At 68.0% G+C, this 26,448-nt stretch carries 27 protein-coding genes; 17 read left to right on the top strand and 10 right to left on the bottom strand.

Annotated elements, in window-relative coordinates; genetic code table 11:
- Positions 1-4: 4 nt before the first annotated feature.
- Positions 5-460: an SsrA-binding protein SmpB gene (gene smpB, locus Q8L83_RS03760; protein ID WP_293316850.1), complete on the top strand. Its 456-nt coding sequence runs from the start codon at positions 5-7 to the stop codon at positions 458-460.
- A complete protein-coding gene (locus Q8L83_RS03755) occupies positions 457-1,215 on the top strand; it encodes a GNAT family N-acetyltransferase (RefSeq protein WP_305284805.1) in 759 nt (252 codons plus the stop codon). The genes smpB and Q8L83_RS03755 overlap by 4 nt, the downstream gene beginning before the upstream one ends.
- A 141-nt stretch (positions 1,216-1,356) precedes the next feature.
- On the opposite strand, the gene Q8L83_RS03750 is transcribed toward Q8L83_RS03755, so the two are convergent.
- Both Q8L83_RS03750 and Q8L83_RS03745 read right to left on the bottom strand, forming a co-directional pair.
- A complete protein-coding gene (locus tag Q8L83_RS03750) occupies positions 1,357-2,016 on the bottom strand; it encodes a uracil-DNA glycosylase (protein WP_305284804.1) in 660 nt (219 codons plus the stop codon).
- Entirely contained in the window at positions 2,003-2,602 is a 600-nt protein-coding gene (locus Q8L83_RS03745) for an NYN domain-containing protein (RefSeq protein ID WP_305284803.1), read from the bottom strand. The genes Q8L83_RS03750 and Q8L83_RS03745 overlap by 14 nt, the downstream gene beginning before the upstream one ends.
- 4 nt (positions 2,603-2,606) lie before the next feature.
- Between Q8L83_RS03745 and folK the strand changes: the two genes are divergently transcribed.
- Positions 2,607-3,134, top strand: coding sequence for a 2-amino-4-hydroxy-6-hydroxymethyldihydropteridine diphosphokinase (folK, locus tag Q8L83_RS03740; RefSeq protein ID WP_305284802.1), 528 nt, complete (start codon positions 2,607-2,609; stop codon positions 3,132-3,134).
- Between the two features lie 48 nt (positions 3,135-3,182).
- Here the strand turns inward: folK and Q8L83_RS03735 are convergent, their stop codons facing one another.
- The gene (locus Q8L83_RS03735; RefSeq protein ID WP_305284872.1) at positions 3,183-4,706 is read right to left on the bottom strand and encodes an amidohydrolase family protein; all 1,524 of its coding nucleotides are present in this window, start codon (positions 4,704-4,706) and stop codon (positions 3,183-3,185) included.
- 392 nt (positions 4,707-5,098) lie between these two features.
- On the opposite strand from Q8L83_RS03735, the gene rpoZ reads away from it, so the two are divergent.
- Together rpoZ and Q8L83_RS03725 are read left to right on the top strand one after the other, a co-directional pair.
- Positions 5,099-5,458, top strand: a complete 360-nt coding sequence (gene rpoZ, locus Q8L83_RS03730) for a DNA-directed RNA polymerase subunit omega (protein ID WP_305284871.1) — start codon at positions 5,099-5,101, stop codon at positions 5,456-5,458.
- An 89-nt stretch (positions 5,459-5,547) separates the two neighbouring features.
- Positions 5,548-7,716, top strand: coding sequence for a bifunctional (p)ppGpp synthetase/guanosine-3',5'-bis(diphosphate) 3'-pyrophosphohydrolase (locus Q8L83_RS03725; RefSeq protein WP_305284870.1), 2,169 nt, complete (start codon positions 5,548-5,550; stop codon positions 7,714-7,716).
- 16 nt (positions 7,717-7,732) lie between these two features.
- Here Q8L83_RS03725 and Q8L83_RS03720 read toward each other — a convergent pair whose 3' ends face one another.
- Positions 7,733-8,278 (bottom strand): GNAT family N-acetyltransferase, encoded by a 546-nt coding sequence (locus Q8L83_RS03720; protein ID WP_305284801.1) that lies wholly within the window; start codon positions 8,276-8,278, stop codon positions 7,733-7,735.
- A 92-nt stretch (positions 8,279-8,370) separates the two neighbouring features.
- Here Q8L83_RS03720 and pyrE point away from each other — a divergent pair, with 92 nt between their 5' ends.
- From pyrE to aspS, 10 genes are all read left to right on the top strand, one after another.
- A complete protein-coding gene (pyrE, locus tag Q8L83_RS03715; protein ID WP_305284800.1) occupies positions 8,371-8,955 on the top strand; it encodes an orotate phosphoribosyltransferase in 585 nt (194 codons plus the stop codon).
- On the top strand, positions 8,952-9,713 hold the full coding sequence (locus tag Q8L83_RS03710; RefSeq protein WP_305284799.1) for a pyridoxine 5'-phosphate synthase: 762 nt from the start codon (positions 8,952-8,954) through the stop codon (positions 9,711-9,713). Before pyrE ends, Q8L83_RS03710 begins: the two co-directional genes overlap by 4 nt.
- Positions 9,710-10,108, top strand: a complete 399-nt coding sequence (gene acpS / locus Q8L83_RS03705) for a holo-ACP synthase (RefSeq protein ID WP_305284798.1) — start codon at positions 9,710-9,712, stop codon at positions 10,106-10,108. The genes Q8L83_RS03710 and acpS overlap by 4 nt, the downstream gene beginning before the upstream one ends.
- A 120-nt stretch (positions 10,109-10,228) precedes the next feature.
- The gene (gene lepB / locus Q8L83_RS03700; protein WP_305284797.1) at positions 10,229-11,008 is read left to right on the top strand and encodes a signal peptidase I; all 780 of its coding nucleotides are present in this window, start codon (positions 10,229-10,231) and stop codon (positions 11,006-11,008) included.
- Between the two features lie 10 nt (positions 11,009-11,018).
- Positions 11,019-11,717, top strand: coding sequence for a ribonuclease III (gene rnc, locus Q8L83_RS03695; RefSeq protein ID WP_305284796.1), 699 nt, complete (start codon positions 11,019-11,021; stop codon positions 11,715-11,717).
- Positions 11,714-12,646, top strand: a complete 933-nt coding sequence (gene era / locus Q8L83_RS03690) for a GTPase Era (RefSeq protein WP_305284795.1) — start codon at positions 11,714-11,716, stop codon at positions 12,644-12,646. The genes rnc and era overlap by 4 nt, the downstream gene beginning before the upstream one ends.
- Before the next feature lie 27 nt (positions 12,647-12,673).
- Positions 12,674-13,405: a DNA repair protein RecO gene (gene recO, locus Q8L83_RS03685; protein ID WP_305284794.1), complete on the top strand. Its 732-nt coding sequence runs from the start codon at positions 12,674-12,676 to the stop codon at positions 13,403-13,405.
- Positions 13,406-13,448: 43 nt separating this feature from the next.
- Positions 13,449-15,698, top strand: a complete 2,250-nt coding sequence (gene parC, locus Q8L83_RS03680) for a DNA topoisomerase IV subunit A (protein WP_305284793.1) — start codon at positions 13,449-13,451, stop codon at positions 15,696-15,698.
- A 91-nt stretch (positions 15,699-15,789) separates the two neighbouring features.
- The gene (locus tag Q8L83_RS03675; RefSeq protein ID WP_305284792.1) at positions 15,790-17,118 is read left to right on the top strand and encodes a serine hydrolase; all 1,329 of its coding nucleotides are present in this window, start codon (positions 15,790-15,792) and stop codon (positions 17,116-17,118) included.
- Positions 17,119-17,231: 113 nt separating this feature from the next.
- Positions 17,232-19,013, top strand: a complete 1,782-nt coding sequence (gene aspS, locus Q8L83_RS03670) for an aspartate--tRNA ligase (RefSeq protein WP_305284791.1) — start codon at positions 17,232-17,234, stop codon at positions 19,011-19,013.
- An 11-nt stretch (positions 19,014-19,024) separates the two neighbouring features.
- On the opposite strand, the gene Q8L83_RS03665 is transcribed toward aspS, so the two are convergent.
- From Q8L83_RS03665 to Q8L83_RS03655, 3 genes are all read right to left on the bottom strand, one after another.
- Positions 19,025-19,897, bottom strand: coding sequence for a pentapeptide repeat-containing protein (locus Q8L83_RS03665; protein WP_305284790.1), 873 nt, complete (start codon positions 19,895-19,897; stop codon positions 19,025-19,027).
- A 75-nt stretch (positions 19,898-19,972) separates the two neighbouring features.
- On the bottom strand, positions 19,973-20,464 hold the full coding sequence (locus tag Q8L83_RS03660; protein WP_305284789.1) for a pentapeptide repeat-containing protein: 492 nt from the start codon (positions 20,462-20,464) through the stop codon (positions 19,973-19,975).
- A gap of 89 nt (positions 20,465-20,553) precedes the next feature.
- Positions 20,554-23,022 carry a ribonucleotide reductase gene (locus Q8L83_RS03655; protein WP_305284788.1) on the bottom strand — a complete coding sequence of 823 codons (2,469 nt, stop codon included), beginning with the start codon at positions 23,020-23,022 and terminating at the stop codon, positions 20,554-20,556.
- A 168-nt stretch (positions 23,023-23,190) separates the two neighbouring features.
- On the opposite strand from Q8L83_RS03655, the gene Q8L83_RS03650 reads away from it, so the two are divergent.
- Together Q8L83_RS03650 and Q8L83_RS03645 are read left to right on the top strand one after the other, a co-directional pair.
- Complete coding sequence (locus tag Q8L83_RS03650; protein ID WP_305284787.1) at positions 23,191-23,586, top strand: NADH:ubiquinone oxidoreductase subunit NDUFA12; 396 nt, start codon at positions 23,191-23,193, stop codon at positions 23,584-23,586.
- A gap of 10 nt (positions 23,587-23,596) precedes the next feature.
- Positions 23,597-24,199, top strand: coding sequence for a DUF2155 domain-containing protein (locus Q8L83_RS03645; protein ID WP_305284786.1), 603 nt, complete (start codon positions 23,597-23,599; stop codon positions 24,197-24,199).
- Here the strand turns inward: Q8L83_RS03645 and aat are convergent.
- The 3 genes from aat to Q8L83_RS03630 all read right to left on the bottom strand — a co-directional run.
- Positions 24,145-24,792 carry a leucyl/phenylalanyl-tRNA--protein transferase gene (gene aat / locus Q8L83_RS03640; RefSeq protein ID WP_305284785.1) on the bottom strand — a complete coding sequence of 216 codons (648 nt, stop codon included), beginning with the start codon at positions 24,790-24,792 and terminating at the stop codon, positions 24,145-24,147. The two genes, Q8L83_RS03645 and aat, sit on opposite strands and share 55 nt — an antisense overlap.
- Before the next feature lie 4 nt (positions 24,793-24,796).
- A complete protein-coding gene (accC, locus tag Q8L83_RS03635; RefSeq protein WP_305284783.1) occupies positions 24,797-26,149 on the bottom strand; it encodes an acetyl-CoA carboxylase biotin carboxylase subunit in 1,353 nt (450 codons plus the stop codon).
- Positions 26,150-26,153: 4 nt separating this feature from the next.
- Positions 26,154-26,448: biotin/lipoyl-containing protein (locus Q8L83_RS03630; RefSeq protein ID WP_305284781.1), on the bottom strand; the 295-nt coding region annotated here is incomplete at its 5' end.

The following is a 26,448-nucleotide window of genomic DNA, read 5'->3' as shown; positions in this document are numbered from 1 at the left end:
GGTCATGGCTGGAAAACCCATCGCCGAAAACCGGCGGGCGCGATTCGACTACTTCCTCGACGACGCCATGGAGGCGGGCCTGGCCCTGACGGGCAGCGAGGTGAAGTCCCTGCGCGCCGGCAAGGCCAATATCGCGGAATCCTATGCGGCGGTGGAGGGGCGCGACATCGTGCTGATCAACGCCGACATTCCGCCCTACGCCAAGGCCAGCCACTTCAACCATGAGCCCCGCCGGCCCCGGAAACTGCTGCTCCATCGCAAGCAGATCGACCGCCTGATCGGCGCCGTCCAGCGGGAAGGGCGCACCATCGTGCCCACCAAGCTCTATTGGAACGACAAGGGCCTGGCCAAGCTTGAGATCGCCTTGGCCAAGGGCAAGAAGCTGCACGACAAGCGCGAAACCTCGGCGGAACGGGACTGGGCCCGCGATAAGGCCCGCCTGCTGCGCGACAAGGGGTGAGCCTTTCGTCGCCAACTCCGGCGCAGATCGAGGCGATTGAGCGCGCCACCATCGCCACCGTCGCCCATGACTGTTTCGAGGTGATCGGGCCCTGGATCCTGGGCTTGCGGCCAGGCTCCATCGGCCGCGCCCACAGCGCCGCGCCGCTCGCCCACACCCTGGTCCGCGACGAGAGCCTAATCGCCCGCATCGAGGCGGCCTATCGCGCCAAGGGCATGTCGCCGGTGTTCCGGCTGCCGGATGTTGAGGGCCTGGCCAGCGTGGCCGAGGCGCTGGCGGATCGGGGCTATGCGCCGCAGCAGCCTACGATGGTGATGGCCGCTGATCTCGATCTGGTGGCCGGGTTCGCCGAGCCTGCCGGCGCGACGCAACTTGAGGCGCCGGACGAAGACTGGGCGTCGGTGTTTCTGGGCGAGGGGTTTGATCCGCAGGACGGCGCCCACCGGGTGGCCGTGCTGTCGAAGTCGCCCGGCGCGGTGTTCGCCGCCGTCCGCGACCCAGAGGGGACCCACGCGGTCGGCGCGCTCAGCCTTGCCGAGGGCTGGGCCAGTCTGCACGGCATGCGCACCCGCCGCGCCCGCCGGGGGGAGGGTCTGGCGGGACAGGTCATGGCCCGCCTCGCCCAGGCCGCCCAGGTCCAGGGCGCGACGCAGATCTTCCTGCAGGTGGAGGAGGGCAATGCGCCGGCCCGCGCCCTCTATGCCCGCGCCGGCTTCACGCCGCTGTGGCGCTATCAGTACTGGCGCAGCGCTTAGACCCTCAGTCTTCCCGTCACCCTCGCGCCTGACGCGAGGGTCCAAGAACACCGGGTTGGCCGACGTGTTCATGGATGGTCGGATCAAGTCCGACCATGACGGAGGAAGATGCGAACTGCGTCCGCAGGCAGGGGGAGCGGATCAGCCGTCCAGCAGCGTCCGGACGCGGACGAATATGTCCTCGAACATCTGCGGGGTCAGCCGTCCGGTGTTCGTGTTGAGCCGGGAGCAGTGGTAGGAATTGATCACCGTATAGGGGCCGGCCTGGAACTCAGACCCGTGGCCGCCGACGCCGGCCGAGGCCTTGAGGCCCAGCGCGCGCAGGACATTGCGCCGGGACACGTCGCCCAGGGTGACGATCACCTTCAGATTGGGCAGCTCATCCAGCCGGGCGGTCAGGAACGACCGGCAGGTGGCCTCCTCCGACGTCTCGGGCTTGTTGCCCGGCGGGGCGCAGCGCACGGCGTTGGTGATCAGGCAGTCGATCAACTCCAACCCATCGTCGGGGCGGGCCTCATAGGTCCCGCGCGCGAAGCCCAAGCGGATCAGGGTGTCGAACAGCAGCACGCCGGCGAAGTCGCCGGTGAAGGGCCGCCCCGTGCGGTTGGCGCCCATGCGGCCAGGCGCCAGGCCAACCACGGCCAGGCGGGCGCCCGGATCGCCGAACGAAGGAGCCGGACCGTTCCACCAGTCGGGATGAGCGGCGCGATTGACCTCGCGATAGGCCACCAGGCGCGGGCAGAGCGGGCAGTCGCGGGGCGGTTCGGCGGCGGAGCTCATGGCCGGCTCAGGCCTCGGCATCCGCCTCGTTCTCGCTCTCATTGTTCATCCGGCTCTCCTGGATGAACCGGGGCAGGCGCGAAGGCCGGCCGATGATCTCCGACAGATCGGCCAGGTCGATGAAGACGTCGGCCTGGCGGCGCAGATCGTCCGACGCCATCGGCGGCTGGGACTTCACGGTGGAGACCACGCTCACCCGCGAGCCCTTGCGCTGCACGGCCTCCACCAGGCAGCGGAAGTCACCGTCGCCAGAGAACAGCACCAGGTGGTCGGCGTGCTCGGCCATCTCCATCATGTCGACGGCGATCTCGACGTCCATGTCGCCGCGCCAGCGCTTGCGGCCTTGCGCGTCGGTATATTCCCGGGCGGCCTTGGTCACGAGGCGGAAGCCATTGTAGTCGAGCCAGTCCACCAGGGGACGGATCGGCGAGTATTCCTGGTCCTCCACCAGGGCGGTGTAATAATAGGCCCGCACCAGCACGCCGCGCTTGCGGAATTCCTCCAGCAGCTTGCGGTAGTCGATGTCGAAGCCGAGCCCCTTGGCCGCCGAGTACAGGTTCGCTCCGTCGATAAAGAGGGCGAGCCGGTCGGTGGGGTAGAAAGTCATAAGCGTGGAAATCCTTGAAAACGGCGCGGGACCTGGCTGGGACGAGGCGGTCGTGATCGCGCTGGGGGGCAATCTGACCGGCGATTACGGCTCTTCGGAAGCCCTTCTCGAAGCCGCCCTGGCTCGTTTCGATCAGGCGGGATTGCCTGTTCTTCGGCGATCGGGGTGGTGGCGCTCGGCCGCCTGGCCCGATCCGTCGCAGCCGGAGTATCGCAACGCTGTCGCGATTGTCGAGACGCGCCTTGAACCCCGTTCGGTTCTGCATACCCTGTTTTCAATCGAGGCGGAATTCAACCGCAATCGGGGGGAAAGGAATGCGCCCCGGACCCTGGATCTCGATCTGATCGCCCACGGCCGCCAGGTGATCGACAGCGAAGACCTGATCCTGCCCCATCCCCGCGCCCACCAGCGGCTGTTCGTCATGGGCCCCTTGGCCGAGATCGCGCCGGACTGGCGCCATCCGGTTTTGGGGCTGACGGCGCGAGAATTGGCGGCGGGAGCGAGCGTAGGGTGCGACGCGCGGAGGGCTTGAAGGGGCGTCGCTTCCCACCCCAGGAGGCTTCACCCAAGCTTGAGGCCGCTACTCCAACCGCCCGTGCGCCCTGGCGACACGCTGTCGCATGAGCTCCAAGTCGTCGCGCGAATGATAGTGGCCCGATCTGACCACACCGGCGATGCGGCCGAGATTGGCGACGTCCGACGTCGGGTTTTCCGAGAGCAGAACCAAGTCGGCGTCCTTGCCCACGGCGACGGAGCCCATGGTCGCGGTCCGGCCTAGAAACCGAGCCGGATCGCGCGTGGTCATCTGAAGGATCTTCAACGGCGACAGCCCCGCTCGGGCGAGTTCCTGAAATTCCTGTTTCATGCTCAAGCCCGGCGCCTGGTGGCTGCCGTCGGTGCCGGTCATCATCGGGACCGCCTCGTCCGCCAATACCGCCGTCAAGGCCAAGCTTCGATCGTAGCCTTCACGAAATGTCGCGCGGGAACTCTCTGGCAGCGCCGCGAAGACGTCGGCCACCTTTATCCAGGCGCTGTAGGCGCTAGGCTCAAGATAGGGGATGGACGGATCGGTGCGGTACTCGGGAGAGTCCTGCAGATATTGAGTTCGCAGCCTGACAAGCGTGGGGACCATCCAGGTGCCGTTGCGCGCCAGCTCCTGGGCCAGGGCGCGACACTGCTGTGGCTCATAGCTGTCGAAGGCGGCCTGGAGGCGGCGAACGCCTTCCTCCTTTTCGAACGCGGCGGGGTTGAGAAGGCGCCGCGCCATGACTCGAGAGACGAAAGGCGCAAGCAACTTTTGCGCGAATGTCGGTATTTCGAAGGGCGGGGCGGCAAACGAGGGGTTGAGCTCAGCCTCTTTCATGAGCGTCGCTTTTTTAGCCGAGCAACCAATCCACATCGTGTCGCCTGGACCCAGGTGCTCGATCGAGTGGAAGCCGCTTTGCGACGCGCGAACGGGATCTATGCCCTCCGGCAGATGGCCCACGACCGGGATCGCTTCCTTTCGCGCGGCCGACAAGATCGCGTAGAGCAACGGGGGCGTCGTGGCCCCGACCTTGATGAAGTCTGCGCCCTGGCGCTTCTGCGAGGTGACAAGCGTCTCGGCGTCTGCGACCGACGCCACGTTGAACGGCATCACCAGGTCTCCCGGCGTCGCCAGAAGCCGCGGAGTGTTTTCGTTCAGTGGCAGCCGGCCTTCCCGCCGTAGTTTCAGCAACCGGTCCGAGCCGTTCATCTGACGAAAGCCCGTCACGCCTTCCGACAACATCAGCGCGAGCCCGGCGTTGGGGTGGGCCGCGGTCAGGATGTGGCTGTGCATGTTATTGTAGCCAGGCACGACATATTGCCCAGCGGCGTCGATCCGGCGCAGACTGGAAAGCTCGCTGATCTCGTCGGCTCCGGTGATCTGAGCGATCTTGCCGTCGACGATCAGAATTGATCTGTCTGAGGAGAGGGCGCCCGTATCGACATCGACCACCGTGACATTGTCGATGCGCAGCGGCGCCGCCGGTTCGACCTGCTGTCGCGGTGGCGACGGGGCTGGCCAATAGGTGACAACCACAGCGATCCCGATCGCAAGGCCGAGCGCGGCGCCGGCCGCCATGACCACCTTACCGATCCTACGCATGGAGATCCTACTTCGCGGCCGCCTCGGCTAATGCCTACGCTTTGAGTTCAGACACCGTTTTTGCAGTCCGGCGACCCGCCCCTCTGAGCCGCCGCCGCGGCGTCCGATCGCATATCATGGTAATTTTGAATAGGAGCGTCCGATTTTCCGACGCTGTTTTGAGATGTTTGGCGACACGCGAGACCAGTGACAAACAATCCATCACGAGGATGGGCGCCCGCCGATCATGATTGTTGATGGGAGAATGCGGGTGCAACGACTGGCGCCGTAGGGAGGGTGGGGTCGAAGGCGCACGCGGCCCCTGCGGCATTGCACAATCGGGCATGAGCGACTATTTTCTCCAGTTCTCTCCCCAATCCGAGGATTCCATGGCCCGCGTCACCGTCGAAGATTGCATCCAGAAGGTTCCGAACCGGTTCAACCTGGTTCTTCTGGCCGCCCATCGCGCGCGCGCCATCTCGGCCGGCTCTCAGCTGCTGGTCGACCGCGACAACGACAAGAACCCGGTCGTCTCCCTGCGTGAGATCGCCGACGACGTGGTCGACGCCGAAGAGCTGCGCGAAAACCTGATCGCCAGCCTGCAGCGCGTGGACGAGCACACCGAAGCCGAGGAAGAGGCCGAAACCCTGGCCCTGCTGGCCGACCCGACCCATGCCCAGATGAGCGAACTGGAACTGATCCGGGCCCTGCAGAGCGACCGGGATGGCGGTCAGGAGGAGCGGTACTGAGCCCCGAAGGCGCAGACCCTCTTACTGTCCAGGCGGCCCAACCCGTCGCCGAGCCCAAGGACGCGCCCGTACCGGCGCGTCCGCCCAAGCTGCTTCGCCAATACGAGCTGATCGACAAGGTCCGGTCCTATGACCCGACCGCCGACGAGGCGCTGCTGAACCGCGCCTATGTCTACGCCATGCGCATGCACGGCTCGCAGAAGCGGGCCTCTGGCGACCCCTATTTCGCCCACCCCATCGAGGTGGCGGGCATCCTCACAGACTACCGCCTCGACACCGCGACCATCGTCACGGCCCTGCTGCATGATGTGATCGAGGACTGTCCGGTCAGCCGGGCCGATATCGATCAGCTGTTCGGCGAAGAGATCGGCGAACTGGTCGAGGGCGTCACCAAGCTCTCCCAACTCGAAGGCAATTCCGAACATACCCGCCAGGCCGAGAACCTGCGCAAGTTCATCCTGGCCATCTCCAAGGACGTGCGCGTCCTGATGGTCAAGCTGGCCGACCGGCTGCACAACATGCGCACCCTGGAGTTCATCAAGAACCCGGCCAAGCGCGAGCGGATCGCCCGCGAGACCCTGGAAATCTATGCGCCCCTGGCGCGCTCCATCGGCTGCCACCGCATCTGCACCGAGCTGGAGGAGCTGGCCTTCCTGCACCTGAACCCGGTGGCCCGCGACGCCATCGGCCGGCGGCTCGAGGCGCTGCGCCAGGAGCAGGGCGGGGCGGTGTCGGTGGTCTCCGGCGAGATCTCCGCCAAGCTGGCCGCCGCCAGCGTCGCCGCCCGGGTGTTCGGCCGCGAGAAGCACGCCTTTTCGATCTGGCGGAAGCTGCAGCGCAAATCGATCGGCTTCTCTCAGCTCTCCGACATCTACGCCTTCCGGGTCATCGTCGATTCCGAGGAGGACTGCTACCGGGCGCTCGGCGTCATCCACCGGGCCTGGCCCAGCGTGCCCGAGCGGTTCAAGGACTACATCTCGACGCCCAAGCGGAACAACTACCGCTCGATCCACACCACGGTGGTCGGCCCCCGCGGCATGCGGATCGAGATGCAGATCCGCACCGAGGCCATGGACCGGGTGGCCGAGGACGGCGTCGCCGCCCACTGGCGCTACAAGAACGAAAGCTACGGCTTCGACGCCGAGGCCCAGGCTGCGGCCGGCGGGCGCGATCCGCTGGTCAATCTGCGCCACCTGGTCCAGCTGCTGGAACACGGCGGAGATGTCGAGGAGCTGGTCGAGCACGCCAAGCTCGAAATGTTCCTCGACCAGGTGTTCGTCTTCACGCCCAAGGGCCGGCTGGTCAGCCTGCCGCGGGGCGCCATGCCGCTCGACTTCGCCTATGCGGTCCACACCGATGTGGGCGACACCTGCATTGGCGTGAAGGTCAATGGCGAGCTGCGTCCCTTGCGGACCCTGCTGCAGAACGGCGACGTGGTGGAGGTTATCCGCGGCGCCAAGCCTGTGGTGCCGCCGGACTGGCGCTCACTCACCGTCACCGGCCGGGCCCGCTCGGCCATCCGCCGGCATATCCGCCAGAGCGAGAAGGACGAGTTCATCCGCCTGGGCCGCGCCACGGTGGACCAGACCTTCGAGCGGGCGGGCAAGAAGCGCGCTGATGTCTCCCTGCGCCCGGCCCTGGACCGGTTCGCCACCGCGGCCGAGGAAGACCTGTTCGAGGCCGTCGGCCGCGGGCGGGTCACGCCGACCCAGGTGCTGGACGTCATCTTCCCGGGCCTGAAGGCCGCCGACCGCGAGGCCGCCACGGCCCAGCGCAGGATCGAAGGCGGCGCGGGCGCGCGGCTCTATGTGCGCGGCAGCGGCCTGACTCCGGGCGTCACCCTGCATTTCGCGCCGTGCTGCAGCCCGGTGCCCGGCGACCGCATTGTCGGCATTCTGGAGCCTGAGGGCGGCGGCCTGGCGGTGCACACGATCGACTGCGCCACCCTGGCCGAATACGAGGATCGCGAGGACGTCTGGCGCGACCTGCAATGGACGCCGGAAGCCGAGCGCAACACCATTTCCAGGGCCTCGCTGGCCGCCACCATCCGCAATGCGCCAGGTGTGCTGGGGCAGGTCTGCACGGTGATCGGCGAGGCCGGCGGCAACATCGTCAACCTGCGCATGCACCATCGCCAGCGCGACTTTTTCGATGTCGATTTCGACCTCGAGGTGAAGGACGCCCGCCACCTCACCCACATCGCCGCGGGCCTGCGGGCCAATCCCAGTGTCGAGACGGTGGATCGCGCCAAGGGCTGAGGCCCGGCGCGCCAGCTCAGGCCATCTGCACGTCGCGCCAGGTCCAGGCGGTTTTCGCCCCCGTGAACGTCTCCGGCGTGCAGCGCAGGTAAAGGCTGTCGGCCCAGGTGTGACCCAGCAGATAGGTCTTCTTGGCGCTGCCCACGACCACGAACCCCAGCCGCTCAAGCAGTCGGCGCGAACTGGTGTTGTTGGGATCGACGTCCGCCGTCGCCTCATTCAGGCCGCGATCCTTGAACGCCCGCGCGATCACCGCCGAAACCGCTTCATGCGCGTAGCCCTTCCCCTGGGCGTCGGGGTGGAGGATGTAGCCAATCTCCGGATCGGCCCAGAAGCCCACCTTGCCGATCACCTGGCCAGCCTTGGTCTCGACGATGAAGTCGTCGGCGCGGGTGGCCATCATGCCTTCCAGCCAGAGCCGGGTTTCGTCGATCTTCTCGTGGGGAAGGGTCGACCAGAAGGCCATGGCGTGAGCCGAGCTGAGGATCACATGCATGGCCTCCAGGTCGCTCGCCCGGGCCGGGCGAAGCGTCAGGCGCTCGGTTGTGATAATCCCCGGCATCGGCGGCTCCTGCGAATCTCCAACCATAGACTGGAGGGCGAAGGTGACATCTAGGCCGCCCTCAGATATTTCGCCCTCAAGGAGGCGCCCAAATGACCACTGACGAAGTCCTTGAGGAATTCCGCGGCGCCGGCGCCCTGCGAGAGGGCCATTTCGTGCTCTCGTCCGGGCTCCACTCCGGCGTGTTTCTGCAGAAGAATCTGGTCTTCCAGTATCCTGACCGGACCGAACGCCTGTGCAAGGCCCTGGCGGACCTGATCCGCCGCGAAGTCGGCGAGGTGGATGTCTGCGTGTCCCCCGCGGTCGGCGGCATTATTCCCGGTTATGAGACCGCCCGTCAGTTGGGCGTGCCGTCGATGTACGTGGAAAGGGTCGATGGCCGGCTCCAGTTCCGTCGCGCCTTCGCCCTGAAGCCCGGCGCGCGCGTGGCCATGGTCGAGGATATCGTCTCCACGGGGCTATCGTCGCGGGAGTGTGTCGAAGCCATCCGCGAGGCGGGCGGCGAGGTGGTCTGCGCCGCAGCCCTGGTCGATCGCTCCGGCGGACGGGCCGAGATCGGCGCGCCGTTCCTGTCCCTGGCGAAGCTGGACGTGCCGGCCTATCCCGCCGACCAACTGCCCCCCGAACTCGCCGCCATCCCGGTGGAAGATCCCGGCAGCCGGAGGCTGAAAGCATGAGCAGGGGCCTGCGCCTGGGGGTCAATATCGACCATGTGGCGACGATCAGGAACGCCCGCGGGGCGACCTATCCCGATCCGGTGCGGGCGGCCGAGATGGCCATCGCCGCCGGCGCCGACGGCATCACCGCCCATCTGCGCGAAGATCGCCGGCACATCTCCGACACCGACATCGACGCCCTGGCGGTGATCGTGAAGCGCCGTGGCCGGCCGCTGAACCTGGAGATGGCGGTGACGGCCGAGATGGAGGCCATCGCGCTGCGACACCTGCCGCACGCCGCCTGCCTGGTGCCCGAGCGTCGGGAAGAGGTCACGACCGAAGGCGGGCTCGACCTGGTGAAGGGCCATAATCACATCGCCCCCGTGGTCGGCCGGCTGGCCGGAGCGGGCATCCGCGTCTCGTGCTTCATCGACGCCGACCTGGAGCAGGTGGCGTCGGCCAAGGCCATGGGCGCCCAGGTGGTGGAGCTGCATACCGGGGCCTATTGCGACGCCGTGCGTGAGGGCGATCCCCGCGCCGATGAATTGCTGGAGCGCCTGAAGGCCGCCGCCGTCGAGGCTTCGCGCCTGGGCCTGGAGGTCCATGCCGGCCACGGGATCGACTATGAGACGGTCAAGCCGATCGCCGCCATCCCGCAGGTGATGGAGCTGAACATCGGCCATTTCCTGATCGGCGAGGCCATCTTCATCGGCCTGCCGGCCGCCATCCAGAGGATGCGCGCCCTGATGGACCAGGCCCGGGCGGAGCTGGCGGCGTGATCATCGGCCTGGGCTCCGACCTCGCCGACATCCGGCGTATCGAAAAGACCTTGGAGCGTTTCGGCGATCGCTTCGTCAAACGCATCTTCACCGAGATCGAAGTCCGCCGCTCCGAGCGCAAGCCCGATCGCGCGGCCAGTTACGCCAAGCGGTTCGCCGCCAAGGAGGCCTGCTCCAAGGCGCTGGGCACCGGCTTTCGCCGGGGCGTGTTCTGGCGCGACATGGGGGTGGCGAACATGCCGTCCGGCGCGCCGACCATGGCGCTCACCAACGGCGCCCTGAAGCGGCTGCAGGAGATCACGCCGGCCGGTCACCGGGCGGTGGTGCATGTGACGCTCACCGACGACCATCCCTACGCTCAAGCCTTCGTGATCATAGAGGCCGTGCCCGAATAGCCGCAGCCCTGCGGCGAATCGTCGATTACGGCGAGTTCACAGGGGGCTGGCTTGCTAGAGACAGCGCCAGACGATAGCTAAACCCCTTCCGCGCGCTGCAGCGCGCCGCAGAGAACACGCATGAGCGAGAATGTGCACAGCGCGCCGGCCTCCCAGAAGCCCGACGCGGTGCAGGAGATTGTGGAGATCGTGAAGACGGTCGTCTACGCCCTGCTGATCGCCCTGGTCCTGCGGGTCCTGCTGTTCCAGCCGTTCACGATCCCGTCGGCCTCCATGGAGCCGAACCTGCTGGAAGGCGACTACATCATCGTCTCCAAATATGCGTACGGCTATTCCCGCCATTCGATCCCGTTCAGCCCGCCGCTGTTCGAAGGCCGCATCGCCGCCCGCGACCCGTCCCGCGGGGATATCATCGTCTTCAAGCTGCCCCGCGATGGCCGCACCGACTACATCAAGCGCCTGATCGGCCTGCCGGGCGACCGCATCGAAATCCGTGGCGGCCAGATCATCCTGAACGGCCAGCCGATCCCCCGCGAGGCCATGTCGCCGGGCCTGATCGACACCGGCTATGGCTTCAGCCGCGAAGTCATGCGCTTCCGCGAAACCCTGCCGGACGGTCGCACCTATGTGACCTACGACATGGGCGCCGACGGCGAGATGGACAACAAGGGGCCGTTCCTGGTTCCCGAAGGCCACTACTTCTTCATGGGCGATAACCGGGACAACTCTCTCGACAGCCGCGCGCCGGCCGAGATCGGCGTGGGCTATGTCCCGGCCGATCATCTGGTGGGCAAGGCCGAGATCATCCTGTTGTCCTGGGAACGGGCCGCTTCGCTGTTCAAGCCCTGGACCTGGGTGACCGAGGCGCGGCCTGGCCGGTTCTTCAACATCCTCCAGTGACCGGCCGTCCATGAATCGCCGGGCGGCCGCCATCGCCGAACTCGAGGCGAGGATCGGCCATGTCTTCCATGACCGCGAACTGCTGGAGCGCGCCCTGACGCACGCCAGCGTCGGCGAGGGCGCGACCAAGGTGCGCCACTATGAGCGGCTGGAGTTCCTGGGCGATCGGGTCCTGAACCTGCTGGCGGCCGAACGGCTCATGAGCCTGGACGGCGAGGCGCGCGAGGGCGAGCTCAGCCGTCGGCTGGCCAATCTGGTCAACTTCCACGCCTGCGCCGACGTGGCCCGGGATATCGGCCTGGGCGAGGCCCTGCGGCTCTCGGCCAGCGCCACCAAGATCGGCGCCCGGGAGTCCGACGGGGTGCTGGGGGACGCCTGCGAGGCCCTGATCGGCGCCCTCTATATCGACGCCGGCCTGGACGCCGCCCGGGCCTTTTTCCTGCACTTCTGGGCCAAGGCCTTCGCCGACCTGGATGCGCCCCGGGGCAAGGATCCCAAGACCCAGCTCCAGGAATGGGCGCAGGGCCGTGGGCTGCCATTGCCGACCTATGAGGTCGTGGCCCGCGAAGGCCCCGACCACGCCCCATCTTTCACCGTACAGGTGACGATTGAGGGGTATGATCCCGAAGCCGCCCAGGGACGTTCCAAGCAGGAGGCCGAAAAGGCCGCCGCCCTGGTGATGCTTCTCAAACGTGAAGGACCTCAATGACCCGCGCCGGATTCGTCGCCATCATCGGCGCCCCCAATGCGGGCAAGTCGACTCTCACCAACCGTCTGGTGGGGGCCAAGGTCTCCATCGTAACCCAGAAGGTCCAAACCACGCGCTTTCCCGTGCGCGGGGTGGCCATCGAGGGCGAAAGCCAGATCGTGCTGGTGGACACGCCCGGCATCTTCGCGCCGCGTCGCCGTCTGGACCGGGCCATGGTCCGCTCGGCCTGGGGCGGCGCAGAGGAGGCTGACGGCGTCGTCCACCTAATCGACGTCCAGGCGGAGCTGGCCGTGGGCGAGGCCCAGGGCAGCCCGGCCGACAAGCGGGCGGTGATCGACGTGCAGACCATCATCGAGGGTCTGAAGGCGTCGGGCCGCCAGGCGATCCTGGCGCTCAACAAGATCGACGGGGTCAAGCGCGAGCGCATGCTGGCCCTGGCCCAGCGCCTGTTCGACACCGGCGTCTATTCCGAGGTGTTCATGATCTCGGCCGCCGACGGCTCGGGCGTGGACGACCTCAAGCGGCGGATGGCCGAGCTGGTGCCTGAAGGCCCCTGGCTCTATCCGGCCGAACAGACCGCCGACCTGCCGGCCCGCCTGCTGGCCGCCGAGATCACCCGCGAAAAGCTCTATCTGCGGGTCCATGAGGAACTGCCCTATGCGGCGGCCGTGGACACCACCGCCTTCGAGGAGCGGCGCGACGGCTCGGTGCGGATCGAGCAGACCATCTATGTCCAGCGTGACAGCCAGCGACCGATCATCCTGGGCAAGAACGGCCAGACCCTGAAGTGGATCGGCCAGAAGTCCCGCGAGGAGCTCACCGAGCTGTTCGACCGGCCGGTGCACCTGTTCCTGCATGTGAAGGTCGATGAGACCTGGGCCGACAAGCGCGAGTTCTACGGCGACGTGGGTCTCGACTTCGACGTCTGATGGGGGACGTCTGATGGGTGACGTCTGATGGAGTTCGAGGACGACGCCTTCGTGCTCTCGGCCCGCGCCCATGGCGAGACCGGCGCCATCGTCGATCTGCTGACGTCCGAGCATGGCCGCTACGCCGCCCATGTGGCCGGTGGGGCTTCGCGTCGCCTGAAGCCCTTCCTGCAGCCCGGCGCCCAGGTCCGCGTCCGCTTCCGCGCCCGGGTGGCCGAGCAACTGGGCGCCGCGACCCTGGAGCCGATCGGGGAGGGGCCGGGCGCCCTGTTCGATGATCCCCTGGCCCTGCATGGCCTCTCTGCGGCCGCTGCAGTGGCCGCTGGCGCCCTGCCGGAGCGGGAGCCCCACCACGGAGCCTATCTGGCCCTGGAGGCCCTGATCAGGGCCCTGGCGGTCCCCGATATCTGGCCGGCGGTCTTCGTCCGGTTCGAGGCCGGCCTGCTGCAGGACCTGGGCTTTGGCCTGGACCTCTCCAAGTGCGCCGCCACGGGATCAGTGGACGACCTGATCTATGTCAGCCCGCGCACCGGCCGGGCGGTCAGCGCCCAGGCCGGCGAGCCCTACAAGGACAAGCTCCTGCGCTTGCCGCCCTTCATGCTGTCGGCCCAGTGGGGGCTGGAGGCGGGCGACATCGGCTCTGGCCTCGACCTGACGGGCCACTTCCTGGAGGCCTTTGTCTTCAATCCTCTGAACCGGCCCCTGCCGCCGGCCAGGGTCTGGATGATCGACCGCCTGTCGGACGCTGAGCGACTGTGACGGACGCCGCGCGGCGCGCTAAAACCGCGGCCACGGAGAATCAATGAGCAAGCACACACCCCCGCCGTTCGATGGCGACGGCGACCGCATTATCGATGAACCGCTGAGCGAGGCGCTGTCGCGCCGCTACCTGGCCTATGCGCTCTCGACCATCACCGGCCGGGCCCTGCCCGACGTGCGCGACGGCCTGAAGCCGGTCCACCGCCGGCTGCTGTTCGCCATGCGCCAGCTGCGCCTGGACCCCAATTCCTCGGCCAAGAAGTCGGCCCGGGTGGTCGGTGACGTGATCGGTAAGTACCACCCCCACGGGGACACGGCGGTCTATGAGGCCCTGGTCCGCCTGGCCCAGGATTTCTCCCAGCGCTATCCGCTGATCAACGGCCAGGGGAACTTCGGCAATATCGACGGCGATAACGCCGCGGCCATGCGCTACACCGAGTGCAAGCTGACCGACGCGGCCCAGCTGCTGCTGGACGGCATCGACGAGGACGCCGTCGACTTCCGCTCGACCTATGACGGCGAAGACGAGGAGCCGGTGGTTCTGCCGGCCGGCTTCCCCAACCTGCTGGCCAATGGCTCCAGCGGCATCGCCGTGGGCATGGCCACCTCGATCCCGCCGCACAACGCCGCCGAACTGATCGACGCCTGCCTGCTGATGCTGGATGCTCCCGATGTCAGCACCGCCGACCTGATGGTGCATGTGAAGGGGCCGGACTTCCCCACCGGTGGGGTGATCGTCGAATCCCACGCCTCGATGCTAGAGACCTATGAGACCGGCCGCGGCGGCGTCCGCACCCGGGCCAGCTGGGTGCGCGAAGACACCGGGCGCGGGACCTACCAGATCATCGTCACCGAGATCCCCTATCAGGTGAAGAAGGCCGACCTGGTCGAGCAACTGGCCAATCTGATCGAGAACAAGCGCGCCCCGCTGCTGGGGGATGTCCGCGACGAGTCGGCAGAGGACGTGCGGCTGGTGCTCGAGCCCAAGAGCCGCAACATCGAGCCGGAAGTCCTGATGGAGAGTCTGTTCAAGCTCTCCGACCTGGAAAGCCGGTTCTCGGTGAACCTCAATGTCCTGGACGCCCGGGGCACGCCGCGGGTGATGAGCCTGAAGGAGGCCCTGCGCGCCTTCCTGGACCACCGCCGCGAGGTGCTGGTGCGCCGCGCCCGCCACCGCCTCGCCAAGATCGAGGCTAGGCTGCACATCCTCGACGGCCTGCTGATCGCCTATCTCAATCTGGACGAGGTGATCCGCATCGTTCGGCACGAGAACGAGCCGAAGGCCAAGCTGATCGAGACCTTCAAGCTCTCGGACCTGCAGGCGGACGCCATCCTCAACACCCGCCTGCGCCAGCTGGCCAGGTTGGAGGAGATGGAGATCCGCCGCGAGCATGGGGAGCTTTCGGAGGAGCGCGACGGCCTGCTGAAGCTGCTGGAGTCCGAGCTCCGGCAATGGAAGCTGGTCGGAGTCGGCCTGAAGGAGGTGCGCAAGGTGCTCGGCCCCGACACCGCCGTGGGCAAGCGCCGCTCGATCTTCGCCGATGCGCCCGAGGTGGACGCCGAGGCCGCCATCGAGGCGATGATCCCCCGCGAGCCGATCACGGTGATCCTGTCGGAGCGTGGTTGGATCCGGGCGGCCAAGGGCAAGGTCGACGATCCCTCCGAGCTGAAGTTCAAGGAGGGCGACAAGCTCGGCTTCATCGTGCCGGCCGAGACCACGGACAAGCTGCTGATCCTGGCGTCGGACGGCCGGTTCTTCACCATCGGCTGTGACAAGCTGCCCTCGGCCCGCGGGCATGGCGAACCGCTGCGCCTGATGATCGACCTGGAAGACCAGGTGGAGATCGTCGATGTCTTCGCCCACAAGCCTGGCCTGCGCCGGGTGCTGGCCTCCAAGGCCGGCTATGGCTTTGTCATGTCGGAAGACGAGGCGGTGTCGGCGCGCCGGGCCGGCAAGCAGGTGCTGACAGTGGACAAGCACGGCGCCCTGCCGACCCTGGCCGTGCGTGGCGACCACATTGCGGTGATCGGCGACAACGGCAAAATCCTGATCTTCCCCATCGCCGAGCTGCCGGAAATGCCCCGGGGCAAGGGGGTCAAGCTGCAGGCCTATCGCGAGGGCGGCCTGCGGGACGCCACCGTGTTCGAGGCCGAGACGGGCGCTGTCTGGATCGATCCCGCCGGCCGCACCCGGGTCTGGACCGAGTGGCGCGAGTGGCTTGGCCGCAGGGCCGGGGCCGGCAAGCTGGCGCCCCGCGGCTTCCCGACCAGCAAGCGGTTCAAGCCGAAATAGGCCTCCTTCGCCCCGCCTTGGTCAGCTTGGCCATTGCGGCGGCCGCAGGCTCCGATAGGCTTCGGCCCAAAGAGCTCAGGGGAGGCCACACATGTTCCATTTCAACCGTCTTGCGGCGGCGACGCTCGCTGTCGCCATCCTGGCTGCGCCGCCCGCAGCCCTGGCCCAGAGGGCGCCGGCGCCTCTGCCGGCCGCCGCCAGTCCCGAATCGGTGGGCTTCTCCGCCGAGCGCCTGAAGCGCCTGGACGCCGCCATGGCCCGGGCGGTCACCGACGGCCGTGTGGCGGGCATGACCACCCTCCTGGCCCGCCACGGCCAGGTGGTGGCTTTCAACACCTATGGGCAGGCGAGCCTGGCCGAGCAGCGGCCGATGGAGAAGGACGCCATCTTCCGCATCTATTCCATGACCAAGCCGGTCACCGGCGTGGCCATGATGATCCTGTTCGAAGAGGGCCGCTGGCGGCTGGATGACCCGGTCAGCATGTACGTGCCCGAGCTGGCCGGCCTCAAAGTGATGACGGGAACCAACGCCCAGGGCCAGCCGATCCTCGAGCCCGTCACCCGCGACCCGACCATGCGCGAGCTGATGAGCCATACGGCCGGCTTCGGCTATGGCCTGGCCGAGGAACACGCTGTCGACCGGATGTTCCGCGAAAAGCGCGTCCTGGGCTCGGCCTCCCTGCAGGAGATGGTCGAGAAGACTGCGACCATCCCCCTGATGTTCCAGCCGGGCACGGACTGGAGCTACTCCGTCGCCGTCGATATCCAGGGCCACATCGTCGAGAAGCTGACCGGCCAGACCCTGGGCGCCTTCATGGCCGAGCGGATCTTCAAGCCGCTCAAGATGACCGACACGGGCTTCCAGGTGCGTCAGGGCCAGAGCGATCGCCTGGCTGCGGTCTATGTGGGCGCGCCGAACGGGGGACGCCTGTTCGAGGCCACGGAACTGGCCGGGGCGCCGGCACAGGACTTCAACGCGCCGCCGCGCATGGAGTCCGGCGGCGGCGGCCTGGTCTCGACGACGGCCGACTATGCCCGCTTCGCCCAGATGATCGCCAATGGCGGCGAGCTGGACGGGGTGCGGATCCTCTCGCCGGCCACGGTGGAGCTGATGGGAACCGACATGATTCCCAAGGACGCGGTGGTGTCCTCCAACGGATCGGTGGGCCAGCGCTTCAATGACGCCGTGGGCTTCGGCCTCGACTTCGCGGTGATCAAGGACCCCCGCAAGGCCGGCGGTCTGGAAGGGAAGGGGACGCTCAGCTGGGGTGGTGCGGCCGGCACCTGGTTCTGGGTCGACCCCACCAACGACATCGTGTTCGTGGGCATGATCCAGCGGTTCGGCGGCACCGGCGGGCCTGATCTGGGGACCGCAACCCGGACCCTGGTCTACCAGGCCCTGGTCGATCCCGCGAAATAGGCCTCGACCTATCTAGGATGCGGGCTGGCTTGCGCCGGCCCGCCGCCTTGACAAGGCAGGCCCCGCATGCGCCCTTCCGCGCCTCGTTTTCCCTGCTTTTTCTGCGACTCCTCATGCACCCTTACCGCTCCCACACCTGCGGCCAGCTTCGCGCCGCCGACACGGGCCAGACCGTCCGCCTTTCCGGATGGATTCATCGCAAGCGCGACCATGGGGGGCTGGTCTTCATCGACCTGCGGGACAATTACGGCCTGACCCAGCTGGTGTTTGCCCCGGAGACCCCGGGCTTCGCCACGGTCGAGCGCCTGCGGGCCGAGAGCGTCATCTGCGTGGAGGGCGAGGTCGTCGCGCGCACCCCCGACACGGTGAACGCCAACCTGCCCACCGGCGAGGTCGAGGTTCACGCCAAGGGCGTCCAGGTGCTGTCGGAAGCCGCCGAACTGCCGCTGCCGGTGTTTGGCGAGCCTGACTATCCCGAAGAAATCCGCCTCAAGCACCGCTATCTGGATCTGCGGCGTGAGACCCTGCATCGCAACATCCTGCTGCGCAGCCAGGTGATCGCCTCCATCCGCCGCCGGATGACCGACCAGGGCTTCAACGAGTTCCAGACCCCGATCCTGACGGCGTCATCGCCGGAAGGCGCCCGGGACTTCCTGGTGCCCTCGCGTCTGCATGCGGGCAAGTTCTACGCGCTGCCCCAGGCCCCGCAGCAGTTCAAGCAGCTGCTGATGGTCGCGGGCTTCGACCGCTATTTCCAGATCGCGCCGTGCTTCCGCGACGAGGACCTGCGGGCCGACCGCAGCCTGGAATTCTATCAGCTCGACGTGGAGATGAGCTTCGTCACCCAGGACGACATCTTCGCCGCCATCGAGCCGGTGATGCACGGGGTGTTCGAAGAATACGGCCAGGGCAAGCCGGTCACCCCCTATCCCTTCCCGCGCATCCCCTACCGGGAGGCGATCGCCAAGTACGGCTCCGACAAGCCCGACCTCCGCAACCCCATCGAGATGCAGGACGTCTCCGACCACTTCCGCGGCGGCGGCTTTGGCCTGTTCGCCCGCATCCTGGAAGACGCCAAGAACGCGGTGTGGGCGATCCCGGCGCCCAAGGGCGGCAGCCGCGCCTTCTGCGACCGGATGAACTCCTGGGCCCAGGGCGAGGGCCAGCCGGGCCTGGGCTACATCTTCTGGAGCGAGGACCAAGGCGGCTGGGGCGGCCCGATCGCCAAGAACCTGGGCGCTGAAAAGACCGAGAGCCTGATGAGCGCGCTTGGCCTTGGCCAGGGCGATGCGGCCTTCTTTGCGGCCGGCGATCCCAAGGTCTTCTACAAGTTCGCAGGCGCGGCCCGGACCAAGGTCGGGACCGACCTGAAGCTGGTGGACGAGGACCGTTTCGAGTTCGTCTGGATCGTCGATTTCCCGATGTTCGAGCTGAACGAGGAGACGAACCACGTCGACTTCTCGCACAACCCCTTCTCCATGCCCCAGGGCGAGATGGAGGCGCTGCAGACCAAGGATCCGCTGGATATCCTGGCCTACCAGTACGACATCGTCTGCAACGGCTATGAGCTGTGCTCGGGCGCGGTGCGGAACCACCGGGCCGATGTGATGATCAAGGCCTTCGAGATCGCCGGCTATAGCCAGCAGATCGTCGAGGAGCAGTTCGGCGGCATGCTGAACGCCTTCCGCTATGGGGCCCCGCCCCACGGCGGCCTGGCGCCGGGCATCGACCGGATCGTCATGCTGCTGGCCGGTGAGAGCGCCATCCGCGAAGTCATCGCCTTCCCGCTGAACCAGCAGGGTCAGGATCTGATGATGAGCGCCCCGTCGGACGTTGAAGAGCGGCAGCTCAAGGAACTCAGCCTGCGCCTGGCCCTGCCGATCAAGCCGGCCTGAGGCGAACGGCGTTAGTCGGCCAGCGGCGCCAGATAGCGCGGCGCGGCCGGCGGCGCGGGCGGGGCAGGCGGCGCCGGCGGAGGCCGTACGCGAACCACCACGCGCCGTCCGCCGCAGGACTTGGCGGTCAGGCCAGAAGGAACCTTTGTGCCGCCGTCGGCGCAGGCGTCATCCAGCTGCGACTGTTTAAGGCCTCGGGCGCGGGAGAGGTCAGCGCCGCCGATATCGGTGCGATCCATGGTGGCCTCGCGGAAATCCGCGCCGGAGAAGGTGGCGCCCCGAAGATTGGCCATGTCCAACTCGGCCTCCCGGAACGAGACATTGTCGAAGCGGCCGCCCTGAAGATTGGCGGCGGTCAGCTCGGTTTCCCGGAAACTGGCGCCGCGGGCGTCGGCGCGGGAAAAATTCACGCCTTTGAGCTCGGCCTCGTCCAGGCGAGCGTTCTGCAGATTGGCCGAGGCGAAGTTTGAGCCGCTGGCGTCCAGTTCGCGCAGGTCGGCGCCGCTGAGGTTGGCCTTGGCGAAGTTGGCGCCCTTGGCTTCGGCCGAGCGGAGCACCGCGTCAGACAGGTTCGCCTCGTCAAAGGCCGCGCCCATCATGGCGCTGTCGGACATGTCGGCCCGAGACAGGTCGGCCTGGGTGAAGGCCGAACCGTGGAAGCGCGCGCCACGCAGATCGGACCCCACCAGGGCGGCGCCGGTGAAGTCGGCGCCGATGAAGCTGGCGCCCGCCAGCTTGCGCCCCGACAGCTCACACTTGGCGCAGGAGCCTCCAAAGGCCACCATGCGGGCGACGGACTTGTCGCTGGTCAGGGCGCTGGCGACGCCCGGCGCAAGGGCGCCCAGAGCGGCGATCAGGACGAGAAGGCGGGTCAGTCGGGTCATGCAGGCTCCGTGTCGAGTCTCCATCTGTGACGCCCGCGCGCGAATGACCACTTAAATCGCAGTAATTATACGACCTTAGCAGGCGGGGATTCGGAGATTGCCCGGCAGGCGCGTGGCGCCGTCGCCGCAGGCGGCATTAAGCTGGCCCTGGGTCAGGCCGGTCGCCCGATCCATCTCGGCGCCGGAAAAATTGGTCCCGGTCAGATTGGCGCCGCGGAAGCTGGCGCCCTGCAGATGGGTCCCCACGAAGCTGGCGTTGGTCAGGTTGGCGCCGCCGAAGTTGGCCCCGGTGAAGAGCCCGCCATAGGCCTCGATATCCCGCAGGTCGCCGCCGGCGAAGCTGGTGCGCGTCATGATCGACAGGCTGAGGTCGGCCTGGCGCAGTCGGGCGCCGGCGTAGTTCTTTCCGCTCAGGCTCAGGCCGCTGAGATCGGCCTGGAACAGATTGCACTTGGGACAGCTCGCGCCATTGCGAACCTGGGCGATCTGGCCCGCGTTCTGGGCGGCCGCCGGGGCGGCCACGGCCAGAACAGCCGCCAGGGCGAAAAGGGATGTCGTCAGTCTCATAGGGCGACGCCTTGCAAGCAAAGGAACAGGTCTTGCCCTAGACCTGCAAGCTTAAGGCCAGGTGTGCGGCGCGCCCTGCTGGCTGGCGCCTAACCCGCCTGGTCGTCGATCTTTCCAGCCCGGGCGCCGCAGGTCTCGCAGATCAGACTCGCGCCCTTGCGCACCACGGCGATGTCGCCGCAGGCCGCACAGACATCGGCCGCCTGGACGCTCTGCGCCCGGCTCGCCCGATGGTCGGCCAGGGACAGGACCACCAGATTGTCCGGCGCCGCTCCGCGGGAAAAGCCCTTGGAGATGTAGCGCGAGGCCGGCTGCGGCTCGCCGGTGGCGAGCGCCGGCTCATCGGCCTTGCCGCGGCCGAGGCCATCGGCGTTGAGCTCGTCGGGATCGGCGTTGGCGAGGTCATCGCGGCCCAAATAGGAGACGCCCAGTTCGCGGAACACATAGTCCAAGATCGAGGTGGCCGAACGCACGGAGTCGTTGCCGGTCACGGGTCCGGCCGGCTCGAAGCGGGTGAAGACAAAGGCCTCGACAAATTCGTCCAGGGGCACCCCGTACTGGAGCCCGATCGAGACGGCGATGGCGAAGTTGTTCATCAGCGATCGGAAGGCCGCGCCTTCCTTGTGCATGTCGATGAAGATCTCGCCGAGCTCGCCCTCGTCATACTCGCCGGTGTGTAGATAGACCTTGTGGCCGCCCACCGAGGCCTTCTGGATATAGCCCTTGCGACGGTCGGGCAGCTTGCGGCGGGCGCGCTCGCGCTCCACCACCCGCTCGACGATCCGCTCTTCCGGCGGCGGCTCGGCGCGGGCGGCCTCCTTCGTCTGAGGCAGGTCGAGGCCCTGATAGGCGGAGGGCTCGGCGCGCTGAATGCGCACGGCGCAGACCCCAGCGGTTCTGGCCTGGGCCATCAAGGTCTGGACGTCTTCGAGGCTGGCGTCCCAGGGCAGGGTGAAGTCGGCCTGCGCCGGCCAGGACAGGGCCGGTTGAATGCGCGCCAGCAGGGCGAGGTAGGGGGCCGGCCCCAGGTCATCGGCGGTGAGGAAGACCGCCTGCTGGGCGGCGTCCAGGTCAGGGCCTTCCAGGCGATTGGCGCCCAGGGCGTGGGCCTGGGCCGCGGCGATCTCGGCCTCTGTGAAGCCCATGACGCGCAGGGCGTCGAACCGCGGGTCGTGCAGGTCTTCGCCCGGCGCGCCGAGGACGTCGGCCAGGAAGCCCTCCCCGACCACCTCGGGACGGAAAGCCTCGCGCAGCGCCACGCAATAAGGCAGGGCGGCTTCCACCGCGCCGATCTCGTGCTCGGTGAAGCCCCGGGCGGTCAGGGCGGCGTGGTCGATCCCCGGCGCGGCCTCCAGGCTGCCATGGCCCAGCAGTCGCCAGCGGGCGGCGTCCAGGTCAGCGCCGATGGCGCGCAGGCCGCAGAGGGCGGCTTCGCTCACCACCCGCACGATATGGCCATCGGCGGTTTCAGCGAAGGTGACGGGGCCTTCCCAGGGTTCGCCTGCGGCGCTGGCGCCGCCGACCATCAGGGCCAGTTCCGGATCATCGAACACGCCCGGGCCGCCGTTCAGGCTGGGGCAGGCGGCCTCGGCGGCCAGACGCGCGCGCTCATACAGGTCGCGGGCGGCCTGCCGGCCCTCATCGGAATCGTAGGCCAGGCCCTGGGCGGCCAGCCAGTCGGCCAGACCCGCCAGGCCCAGCACGGCCGGCTCGCCCTCGGCCAGACAGGCCAGGGCCGTGGCCAGCAGGCCCACCGACGCCTCGAAGCGGCCGACGTCGAAAGCCTCGCCGCCGCCGAACGCCATCAGGTTGACGCAGCCCAGGGCATGGGCCGGCGGCGCAGGGGCGTCGAACGCCACGGTCAGGCCGCCGGTCTCCCAGGCGGTGAGGGCGAGGGCGCGATCCAGGGCGGGGGCGGGGCTTGCGGGCGGCCGGGCAAGGATCGGCGCGAGATCCGCCAGGACCGGGGCGATGGCGAGCAGGCGGGTCTCGCCCGCCCTGGCGAGGCTGATGGCGTCGAGGATAGCCCAGTCGGAGGCGCCGGCCGCCCGGGCCGCCTCGGCGGCGCGGGCCAGGCTCGGGTTGCGTTGCGGGTCGGCGCAGGCGTCCGGATCGCCATGGCAGCGATGGACGGCGTCGGCCAGGGCCTGGAGCCGGCCCCCGAGGGCGGCGGCGGCCTCCAAGGCGCTGCGCCGACCCCGATGGGCGGCGCGGTAGCGGGCCAAGTCTTCCAGCAGGGCCTCAGCGTCGTCGAGGTGGTCGGGCTCGGCCGTGGTGACCGAGCGCAGAGCGATCTGTCCGGCGAGCAGGGCCGCCCCCAGTTCCCGGCGGAATCGGCCGCGGGCGCCCACGCCCTCGAACAGGCCCAGCCGCTGGCCGGCCTTCACCTGCGCCTCGGCGAACCGGAAGATGGCGGCGGGCAGATCGGTGTCGCCTTCGGCCCAGTCCAGCCACGCCTCGACCTGGGCGTTGGGCCAGGCGGAGGGCGCGGCCACCTCGACAACGTCGCCTCTGCGCTCAAGCGTGCGCCGCTCCACTCTGCCGCCGTCTAGACTCATCTCAGACTCCCTTGGGCGCAGCCTAGAAAGGGCCTGCCGGCCGGGCAATAGATGTTGCGTGCGACAGACGCGTCATCCCCAAGATGTTGAGGTTGGCGGGGCGCTGGACGATCCGGGGACGGGGACCTATAGTCCGCCCGAAATTCCTGCCAGCCGGGTCAGTCCAACGTGTTCAAAGCGATCTTCACCTGGTGGAACGGCGCCTCCCTCGGCGCGCGCTTCCACATCGGCCGCCGTGGCGTCTTCGTGGGCCAGGACGACTATGGCAATCGCTACTATGAGGCCAAGGATACGTCGGACTCCTATGACGGCCGCAAGCGCCGGTGGGTGATCTTCTCGGGCTATGCGGAGGCCTCCAAGGTGCCGGCTGAATGGCATGGCTGGCTGCACTATACCTTCGATGAATCCCCGGTGGAGGCGCCCCTGCTGCGCCAGCCCTGGGAGAAGGACCATCGCCCCAACCTGACCGGCACGATCCACGCCTACCGTCCCCAGGGCTCCCTGGCCCGGAGCGGCGAGCGTCAGAAGGCGACTGGGGACTATCTGCCCTGGACGCCGGAATAGGTATCGGTTGATGCGCCGCTCGCGCGCCCTGATCCTCAGCCTGGGCCTGGCGGGGCTCGCTGCCGGCGCCGTGGTGGCGCAGACGGCGCCGGAGACATCCGCCCCGCCGCCCCAGCCCGCGCCCCCCCAGGTCACGCCGGCCCCTATCCCGAGCCTGCCCGATGTCGCCCCGCCGCCCGAACCGGCGCCGGAGATCGAGGACGCGCCGGAAACGACCCAGGCGGCGCGCGAGCCGGAGCCTGCGCCGGAACCTAAGCCGCCGATGAAGCGGGCGCGTTACGACGTCGCCGTCATCCAGGCCCTGGACAAGATCAGCGCCGAGACCATCCGCTTCGAAGCGCCTGTGGGCCAACCCATCCGCTACAAGAGCCTGGTGTTCACGGTGCGGGCCTGCGAGCTTGCCGCGCCGGACGAACAGGCCCCGGACGCCATCGCCTATCTGACCATCGACTCGCAGCCCCGCCCCCGGGCCGGCTTGCCGACGCCGGCGCCGCGGCAGGCCTATCGCGGCTGGATGTATGCCGCCTCGCCGGCGCTCCATCCGCTGGAGCATCCGGTCTATGACGCCTGGCTGATCACCTGCAGGGCGTCTGCGCCCGCCAGCGGCGGCTGATCCCCAAAGACCGCCGGGGCCGACAAGGCCTGGGCCAGGCGGCGGTGATAGTCGGCGCGGGGGATTTCTTCAGCGGCGAACTGGGTCAGGTGATCGGTGATGAACTGGGCGTCCAGCAGGCGGTAACCGCCGACGATCAGCCGGGCGACCAGATGCACCAGGGCCACCTTCGAGGCGTCCGTGGCCCGCGAGAACATGCTCTCTCCGAAAAAGGCGCCCCCCAGAGACACCCCGTAAAGGCCGCCGACCAGGACGCCGTCGCGCCAGCATTCGACGCTGTGGGCGCAGCCCATGGCGTGAAGTTCGGAATAGAGGTCCTGGATGACCGGATTGATCCAGGTTTCGGGCCGATCCGGCGCGGCCTCGGCGCACAGCGCGACGACGGTGTCGAAGGCGGTGTCGAACCGGATCTCGAACGGCTCGGACCGCACCGTCCGCGCCAGGCGGCGCGGCACGTGGAAGTCGTCCAGCGGCAGGACGCCGCGGTGCTCCGGGTCGACCAGGAAGATGCGGTCGTCCTCCCGGGCGTCGGCCATGGGAAAGACGCCGCGGGTGTAGCAGGCCAGCAGTTGCAGCGGGCCGAAGGCTTCCATGGCCTCAGGCTTCGTCAGCCTGGGCCTTGATCCACTTTTCCAGCCAATGGATGTTGTAGTCGCCGGCGATGATGTCGGGCTGGAGCATCAGGTCCTGGAAGAGCGGGATGGTGGTGTCCACCCCGCCGACCACCATCTCGCCCAGGCAGCGGTTGACCCGGGCCAGGCATTCTTCGCGGTCGCGCCCGTGGACGATCAGCTTGCCGATCAGGCTGTCATAGTCGGGCGGGATGACGTAGCCGGCATAGACCGCCGAATCCAGCCGGACGCCCAGGCCGCCCGGGGCGTGGAAGTCGGTGACCTTGCCCGGCGAAGGGCGGAAGGTTCGCGCATTCTCGGCGTTGATCCGGCACTCGATGGCGTGGCCTTCGAACACCACCTGCTCCTGGGTGAAGGAGAGCGGCAGGCCCGCGGCGATGCGGATCTGCTCGCGCACCAGATCGATGCCGGTGATGGCTTCGGTGACCGGATGCTCCACCTGCAGGCGGGTGTTCATCTCGATGAAGAAGAACTCGCCGTTTTCATACAGGAATTCGATGGTGCCGACGCCGAGATAGCCGATGGCCTTGATCGCATCGACGACCACCTTGCCGATCTTGGCCCGGGCCGCCGCATCGATGGCCGGCGAGGGGGCTTCTTCCAGCACCTTCTGGTGGCGGCGCTGCAGGGAGCAGTCACGCTCCCCCAGATGGCAGACATTGCCGAAGGAGTCGGCGATCACCTGGATTTCGATGTGGCGGGGCTTCTGGAGGTAGCGCTCCATATAGACCGACCCATCGCCAAAGGCCGCCAGGGCCTCGGCGCGGGCGGTGCTGACGGCCTCGGCCAGGCTCTCGCGGTCCAGGGCCACCTTCATGCCGCGTCCGCCGCCGCCGGCGGCGGCCTTGATCAGGACGGGGAAACCGATCTCGTCGGCGGCCGCCAGGGCCTCTTCCTCGGTGGTGAGCGCGCCGGCCGAGCCGGGGACCACCGGGATGCCCGCCCGCATCACCGCCTGCTTGGCGGTGATCTTGTCGCCCATCATCTGGATGTGCTCGGGCTTGGGCCCGATGAAGGTGAAGCCGTGGGCGCCCACGATGTCGGCGAACCGGGCGTTTTCCGACAGGAAGCCGTAGCCCGGATGGATGGCCTGGGCGCCGGTGATCTCGGCCGCGGCGATGATGGCCGGGATGTTGAGATAGCTCTTGGCGGCCGAGGCCGGACCGATGCAGACGCTCTCGTCGGCCAGGCGCACCCACATGGCGCCGGAATCGGCCTCGGAATGCACGGCCACCGTGGAGATACCCATCTCCTTGCAGGCCCGGTGAACGCGAAGGGCGATCTCGCCCCGGTTGGCGATCAGGATTTTCTCGAACATCGATCTACTCGATGATGACGAGCGGCTCGCCGAACTCGACGGGCTGGGCGTCCGAAACCAGGATCTCGACCACCTTGCCGGCCCGCGTCGCGGGGATCGGATTCATGGTCTTCATGGCTTCGATGATCATCAGGGTCTGACCGGCCGTGACCGTATCGCCGACCTTGATGAAGCTGGCGGCGCCCGGCTGGGGCTGCAGATAGACCGTGCCGACCATGGGGGAGTTCACCGCGTCGCCAGCGGCGCGCGGCGCCGGGATCGGGTTCATGGTCTTCATGGCTTCGATGATCATCAGGGTC

Source organism: Phenylobacterium sp., assembly GCF_030680185.1.
Lineage (GTDB): Bacteria > Pseudomonadota > Alphaproteobacteria > Caulobacterales > Caulobacteraceae > Phenylobacterium.
This window is presented reverse-complemented; position numbering and strand designations above follow the sequence as displayed.

Excerpts from the sequence above, each read along its gene's own strand:
- rnc (WP_305284796.1), top strand. The coding sequence starts at position 11,019 with ATGAATCGCCGGGCGGCCGCCATCGCCGAACTCGAGGCGAGGATCGGC.
- rpoZ (WP_305284871.1), top strand. The coding sequence starts at position 5,099 with ATGGCCCGCGTCACCGTCGAAGATTGCATCCAGAAGGTTCCGAACCGG.
- recO (WP_305284794.1), top strand. The coding sequence starts at position 12,674 with ATGGAGTTCGAGGACGACGCCTTCGTGCTCTCGGCCCGCGCCCATGGC.
- Q8L83_RS03655 (WP_305284788.1), bottom strand. The coding sequence starts at position 23,022 with ATGAGTCTAGACGGCGGCAGAGTGGAGCGGCGCACGCTTGAGCGCAGA.
- aspS (WP_305284791.1), top strand. The coding sequence starts at position 17,232 with ATGCACCCTTACCGCTCCCACACCTGCGGCCAGCTTCGCGCCGCCGAC.
- smpB (WP_293316850.1), top strand. The coding sequence starts at position 5 with ATGGCTGGAAAACCCATCGCCGAAAACCGGCGGGCGCGATTCGACTAC.
- Q8L83_RS03735 (WP_305284872.1), bottom strand. The coding sequence starts at position 4,706 with ATGGCGGCCGGCGCCGCGCTCGGCCTTGCGATCGGGATCGCTGTGGTT.
- aat (WP_305284785.1), bottom strand. The coding sequence starts at position 24,792 with ATGGAAGCCTTCGGCCCGCTGCAACTGCTGGCCTGCTACACCCGCGGC.
- Q8L83_RS03720 (WP_305284801.1), bottom strand. The coding sequence starts at position 8,278 with ATGCCGGGGATTATCACAACCGAGCGCCTGACGCTTCGCCCGGCCCGG.
- Q8L83_RS03660 (WP_305284789.1), bottom strand. The coding sequence starts at position 20,464 with ATGAGACTGACGACATCCCTTTTCGCCCTGGCGGCTGTTCTGGCCGTG.
- Q8L83_RS03745 (WP_305284803.1), bottom strand. The coding sequence starts at position 2,602 with ATGACTTTCTACCCCACCGACCGGCTCGCCCTCTTTATCGACGGAGCG.
- Q8L83_RS03645 (WP_305284786.1), top strand. The coding sequence starts at position 23,597 with ATGCGCCGCTCGCGCGCCCTGATCCTCAGCCTGGGCCTGGCGGGGCTC.
- era (WP_305284795.1), top strand. The coding sequence starts at position 11,714 with ATGACCCGCGCCGGATTCGTCGCCATCATCGGCGCCCCCAATGCGGGC.
- Q8L83_RS03710 (WP_305284799.1), top strand. The coding sequence starts at position 8,952 with ATGAGCAGGGGCCTGCGCCTGGGGGTCAATATCGACCATGTGGCGACG.
- accC (WP_305284783.1), bottom strand. The coding sequence starts at position 26,149 with ATGTTCGAGAAAATCCTGATCGCCAACCGGGGCGAGATCGCCCTTCGC.
- Q8L83_RS03750 (WP_305284804.1), bottom strand. The coding sequence starts at position 2,016 with ATGCCGAGGCCTGAGCCGGCCATGAGCTCCGCCGCCGAACCGCCCCGC.
- pyrE (WP_305284800.1), top strand. The coding sequence starts at position 8,371 with ATGACCACTGACGAAGTCCTTGAGGAATTCCGCGGCGCCGGCGCCCTG.
- parC (WP_305284793.1), top strand. The coding sequence starts at position 13,449 with ATGAGCAAGCACACACCCCCGCCGTTCGATGGCGACGGCGACCGCATT.
- Q8L83_RS03665 (WP_305284790.1), bottom strand. The coding sequence starts at position 19,897 with ATGACCCGACTGACCCGCCTTCTCGTCCTGATCGCCGCTCTGGGCGCC.
- Q8L83_RS03675 (WP_305284792.1), top strand. The coding sequence starts at position 15,790 with ATGTTCCATTTCAACCGTCTTGCGGCGGCGACGCTCGCTGTCGCCATC.
- lepB (WP_305284797.1), top strand. The coding sequence starts at position 10,229 with ATGAGCGAGAATGTGCACAGCGCGCCGGCCTCCCAGAAGCCCGACGCG.